Source organism: Lactobacillus sp. N54.MGS-719 (assembly GCF_000980505.1).
Taxonomy (GTDB): domain Bacteria; phylum Bacillota; class Bacilli; order Lactobacillales; family Lactobacillaceae; genus Lactobacillus; species Lactobacillus amylovorus.
The window spans coordinates 1-4,828 of sequence record NZ_LARO01000062.1 but is presented as its reverse complement, the minus strand read 5'-3'; the positions used below and the strand labels follow the sequence as shown (position 1 = coordinate 4,828).

Here is a 4,828-nt window from a genome sequence, read left to right as displayed (position 1 = left end):
TGAACAATAGGTACCAAAATATTGATAATCCAAATCAGGACAACAATTACGAATAAGAACAGAACAACAATTGTTAATACTCTCGGTACCCTCGCCTTTCTCTCCAGCCAATCAACCAAGGGATTCATAATATAGTACTGAATAACCGCCAATAATAGTGGTGGCAAAACTGCACTAAAGAAAACCCAAGCTGGATTTAAGACAAATGATATTTTATTGAAAACCCAGATAATTAAAAAGAACAATAAGATGTTGACTAAAACAATACTAAAACGATTATTTAAAAACCACTTTTTAAATACTGTTTCGCCCTTATGTTTTTGTTTATAATCCATCTACCTGTCCTAATTATTAAATGTGCTCGTAAACAATATCATCGTCTACCTTAAAGTTAGGCATTGGTTGAGCTACATCTGGATCAAAGTAAACAGCGTTAGCTAAAGGTGCCTTTGATACTGGACGGTTGAAGAATAAAGTAGCGTGCCCCAAGGCCTTCATGTTGCTTTCAACCATTGGACCTACATAGTTTGCTACATAAGTTTGACCGTCAACAGTAATGGTGTCGCCTTTCTTGAAGACAAAGCCACTAACTGGGGTGCTTTCGTCGAACTTTTGGATAACTGAAACATCTTCAAGTTCCTTGTTAGCACCTTCACCGAATAAAATTACCATGCCATCTTTGCTATCAACAGCTTTTTTACCAATTTTCTTAATAGTTGAAATCCATTTCATAATAATTATCTCCTTAAAAATAATTTTAGCATAAGAAAAGCCGCTTAAAAACTTAAGCAGCTTAAAAATCATTGATTATTTTAATTATTTTGCTTATGATACATTAACCATTTTCTTGCTTCATCAAGAAGTACTAATGGGATTGGCAATAAGAACAAGAATAGCCAATCTGAAGCGAATAATGGCGTAGTGTTAAATAATTGACGAATACCTGGAGTTACTGTCAAAACAAAGAACAAGCAGATTTCAAAGACAATACCGTACCAGATATTCTTGTTACTAAACAAGCCCTTCTTGAAAATAGAAGTCTTATTGGTACGACAGTTCAAAACGTTGGCAATCTGAGTAAAGACAATCGCACCCAAAACCATGGTAGTGGCACGCATGTAAACTGAACCACTTGCAGCTAAACCTTTAGCTGGCCAACCATTTTGCCAGTTAACAAAGAAGTATGCCCCACTTGAAATTAAACTAGATAACAAACCATACCAGCAGAAGGCTTTAATCATAACGCCTTTGTTTAACAAGTGCTCACTACGTTTACGTGGTGGCTGATTCATAATATCTGGATCAGCAGCTTCAGCACCCAATCCCAATGCAGGTAACATATCAGTACCTAAGTCAACGGTTAAAATTTGCATAACCGTCATTGGCAAAGGAATAAGACCAGCTGAGAACAAGAACAATACTGAAGGAATAGCTTCCGGAACGTTTGAAGTCAAAATGTAAGTTAAGAACTTACGAATGTTGCTGTAAACGGCACGTCCTTCTTCAATAGCAGCGACGATTGAGGCAAAGTTATCATCTGTCAAAATCATATTAGCTGCTTCCTTAGCAACATCTGTACCAGTTTGTCCCATTGCAATACCAATATCGGCTTGTTTTAAAGCTGGGGCATCATTAACACCGTCACCAGTTGAAGCAACAACTTCACCATTTGCTTGACAGTTCTTAACGATCCGATACTTTTGTTCAGGTGCAACACGAGCAAAGATTACTTCGCCCTTCAAGGCTTTACGTAATTCATCATCACTCATCTTTTCGAGTTCATTACCTGAAATTACGCGAGCTTTACCAGAGGTTAAACCAATTTGAACCGCAACTGATTTAGCAGTCAACTTAGAGTCACCAGTTACCATGATGATTCTAATTTTAGCTTGGTGGCAACGTTTAACGGCGTCGTAAATTTCTGGACGAGGTGGGTCACTCATTGTAGTCAAACCAACAAAGATTAAATGACTTTCTGCCTCATCAATTGGCATCTTGTTAATATCTACATCACGATCAATTACACGATAAGCTAATGCCATACTACGCAAGCCACGTGAAGCATATTCGGCATTTGCTTTTTTAGCACGAAGACGATCATCATCGGTCATTTCACGAACCTTACCATCAACCTGAATACGATCACATTGCTTAATCGTGTCACTAAATGACCCCTTAGTGAAAATAATGTATTGTGTATCATTCCAACGGTGAATCGTTGACATTCTCTTACGATCAGAATCAAATGGCAATTCACGCAAACGTGGGTATTTAACCAAAACTTTTTGCTTATCAAAGCCAGCCTTTTCAGCCATGATGATCAATGATGCTTCTGTTGGTGTACCCAAGATCTTAGGCTTACCGCCATCCTTAACTGGTTCAACAGACGTATTATTGTCCAAGGCAGCAATTTGAACTAACTTGTGCAAGTCTGGATTTTCTTCATACCACAATTGCTTTTTGTTTAATTCAATTTGACCATTGTTAACATAGCCGCTACCTGTTACTTGGTATTCATTGCTTGGAGTCCAAATATAGTGAATGGTCATTTGATTTTGAGTCAACGTACCAGTTTTATCTGAACAAATAACTGTCGTTTCACCCAAAGTTTCTACGGAATTTAATTCCTTAACCAAAGCATGTTTTTTGGCCATCCGTCTTACACCTTGAGCCAAACTCAAAGTTACCGTAGGAAGCAAACCTTCTGGAATGAAGGCAACGATCATACCCAATGCAAAGATAAAGGCTTTAGCAAAAGGATATTTAACAAAGAAAATTGCAGCGATTAAGAAGATGACACCAATCGTAATCGCAATAATTGAAATTTGTTTGGTCAAACGATTAAGTTCAGCTGTTAATGGACTGGACGTCGTCGTTTGCTTCTGTGTCAAACTAGCAATTCGACCAAATTCAGTATTCATACCAGTCGCAAAGGCAATTGCCCGTGCATTACCGGCACCAACGGTAGTACCTGAATAAACCAGGTTACTTTCTGCATAACTACCTTCACCAGGATCATATTTAGTTGTCTTAGATTCTGGTACTGATTCACCATTCAATGCACTTTGATCAACTTGCATTGAACTAGCTGAAATAATTCTGGCATCTGCTGGAATAGAATTACCTGCTTGTAGAACAAACACGTCTCCTGGAACCAGCTTTTTACTATCAATCTGCATTTTTTACCGCCACGGATTACATCAACGTACGTCGGCAACATATTATTCAGTGCATCTGTGGCTTTTTTAGCGGCACGTTCCTGCCAGAAACTAAACAAACCATTGATAATATTAACCAGCCAAATAGCAATTCCTAGTTCAACAGTACCTGAAACTATTGCAATGAATCCGGAAATCCAAAGCAAAATTGCCATTGTACTAATAAAGTTTTTAAAAAATGTTTTCCATTCAGATTCTGCAGCGACCTTTTTAATAGTATTTTCGCCATACTTATTCAGTCGCTTTTCAGCTTCTTCTGGCGTCAAGCCATCGGCAGAGGAATGTAGATTGTCAAAAACGTCTTTAATATCAGTTTGAGCATATAGTTCACGGATCTTTTTTTCGTCCATTCTACATACGCCTCCTTAAAAATTATTCGCTTATACTTATAGTTCTAACTGTATCACTTTTTATGCAAAATAGTCATAATCAGGCTCCCTTTTCCCATGGTATACTTGTTTTAGTTAATATTTTTTATATCTAAAATGGAGGCCACATATATGAAGGTTTTAATCGGCGGATATACTAAAAAAACTTCAAAAGGAATTTACGAATTACCGTTTACTGGTGAAAATAGCGATTCTCGTTTAGGCAAGGCTGAAAATATTGTCAGTGTTGGCGGCCCTACTTACTTCCAAAAAGATGGCGATTTAATTTTTGCAATTAACAATGCCGGCGATAAAGGTGGTATTAGTGTCTTTAAAGTAAACGAAAGTGGCTCAAACGAAGTTGATCGCTACTTAACACCTGGTTCTTCCCCAGCTTACGTAGGCATTAACCGCGATAAGAAATGGCTTTACACTGCTAACTACCACACCGCAGTCTTATCAGTATTTCGTTATAATGACAGCGGCAAGCTTGATTTAATCACTACCACAACTCACAAGCCAGAAAGCTTAGGTCCTCGTCCAGAACAAGCAGACGGTCCTCACCCACACTTCTTCGACGAAACTCCTGCTGGCAACTTAGTATGCTGCGATTTGGGTAACGATACTGTTGATTTTTATCGTCTTGAAGACAACGAATTAAAGCACCTAGCACAATACAAGAACGAAGCAGGTTTTGGTGATCGTCACATTGTCTTTTCTAAAGACGGCAACTACTTCTACGTTGTTGGTGAACTTTCCAGCAGGATTAACGTAGTCAAGTTCAATGAAGACACCTGGGACTTCGAAGATATTGCTACCTACAAGACTATTCCAGACGACTTCACTGAACACAACGGTGCTGCTGCCGTTTACATTAGCAACGATGGCAAATACATCTACGTTTCTAACCGTGGTCACAATTCGATCGCTGTCTTCAAAGTAAACGATGATCATACTTTAAGCTTAGTTCAACGCGTTTCTACTTTCGGTGACTTCCCACGTGACTTTAACTGGGATGAAAGTGAAAAATACCTTGTAGCCGCAAACCAAAATTCTGATAACGCAACTCTCTACTTGAGAAATACTGGTACTGGAACTTTAACACCTATTCAAAAAGATATCGAAGTGCCTGAAGGTACCCGTGTTTTATTCACTAAATAATTTTTTCAAGCTATGGCAAAAGCGTCATAGCTTTTTTATTGTCAAAAATTAAAGTAGAATAGAGTTAAAGACTATGTATAG

The 4,828-nt window shown here is 38.2% G+C and carries 2 protein-coding genes and 2 pseudogenes; 1 reads left to right on the top strand and 3 read right to left on the bottom strand.

Annotated elements, in window-relative coordinates:
• The 3 genes and pseudogenes from WS44_RS08475 to WS44_RS08465 form a co-directional block, all read right to left on the bottom strand.
• A pseudogene (locus WS44_RS08475) lies at positions 1 to 335 on the bottom strand (AI-2E family transporter); the annotation flags it as partial.
• A gap of 16 nt (positions 336 to 351) precedes the next feature.
• The gene (locus WS44_RS08470) at positions 352 to 732 is read right to left on the bottom strand and encodes a PTS glucitol/sorbitol transporter subunit IIA (protein ID WP_013437460.1); all 381 of its coding nucleotides are present in this window, start codon (positions 730 to 732) and stop codon (positions 352 to 354) included.
• Between the two features lie 80 nt (positions 733 to 812).
• Positions 813 to 3,568, bottom strand: a pseudogene (locus WS44_RS08465) (cation-transporting P-type ATPase).
• 150 nt (positions 3,569 to 3,718) lie between these two features.
• Here WS44_RS08465 and WS44_RS08460 point away from each other — a divergent pair.
• On the top strand, positions 3,719 to 4,747 hold the full coding sequence (locus tag WS44_RS08460) for a lactonase family protein (protein WP_013641650.1): 1,029 nt from the start codon (positions 3,719 to 3,721) through the stop codon (positions 4,745 to 4,747).
• Positions 4,748 to 4,828: the final 81 nt, after the last annotated feature.